Below are 1047 nucleotides of genomic sequence, written 5' to 3' on the forward strand. Positions count from 1 at the left end.
CCTAAAGGTGTACTGGTAGAACATGGTGGTGTAGTGAACTATCTGTGCCATCAACACGCTTACCTGGGTGTTGATGAAGGAGAAAGAATGCTACAGCCGGCCAGTTATACATTCGATGCATCTGTGGAACAGCTCTTCCTGCCATTGATCAGTGGGGCCGTAATGGTATTGATAGCAGGCGGTATGCGGCAGGACCTTGTACAGGTATCAAAACTGATCCGTGAAACGGGGATCACCCATTTACATGCAACGCCTGGCGTACTGTATCAGTTGGGCGAGCAGGGGCCATATCCATCACTGAAGCGTGTGTTGTCAGGTGGAGAGCGTTGTCCTGTGAGCCTACTGCAACTTTGGAATAATAATATCTCTTTTTATAATAAATACGGGCCTACAGAAGCCACGATCACAGCCACGATCTACCATTATGAAGGTGAGGAGCTTACAGGCCCGGATCTTCCAATAGGGCGTCCGGTAAGTAATACACAAGTGTATATAGTCAGTGAAGGTCAGTTATGCCCTGTGGGTATTCCCGGAGAGATCTGTATAGGAGGTGTTGGTGTAACGCGTGGTTACCTGAACCAGGAAGCGTTGACTGCAGAGAAGTTCATTAGCGATCCCTTCAGCGGTATCTCTGGCAGCAGGTTGTATCGCACGGGAGATCTCGGTTACTGGCGTGAAGATGGAACGATCATGTATGTAGGTCGTCGTGACCAGCAGGTGAAAGTACGCGGCTATCGCATTGAGCTGGGTGAGATAGAAAGTGTGCTGCAGCAATACGAAAGTATCAGCCATTGTGCAGTATTAGCCACTGGCGATAATACGCAGTTAGTAGCTTATGTAGTGGCAACAGAAACGTTTGATAGGGACGGGGTACAGGCGTGGTTACGGAGCCATCTACCTGCTTATATGGTGCCAGGCATATTCATTCCTTTAGACCGTTTGCCGCTGACGACCAATGGAAAGCTGGACCGTCGTGCTTTACCACCGGTATCAGGTTTGATCACATCAGTGCGTGCATATGTAGCACCGCGTAACGATACCGAACAA

Annotated in this window: 1 protein-coding gene; it reads left to right on the top strand. The window is 49.3% G+C overall.

The annotated features are described in order from the left end of the window. Positions 1-1047: amino acid adenylation domain-containing protein (locus C7475_RS32730; protein WP_146217737.1), on the top strand; the 1047-nt coding region annotated here is incomplete at both ends.

It is taken from the genome of Chitinophaga sp. S165 (assembly GCF_003182155.1).
Lineage (GTDB): Bacteria > Bacteroidota > Bacteroidia > Chitinophagales > Chitinophagaceae > Chitinophaga.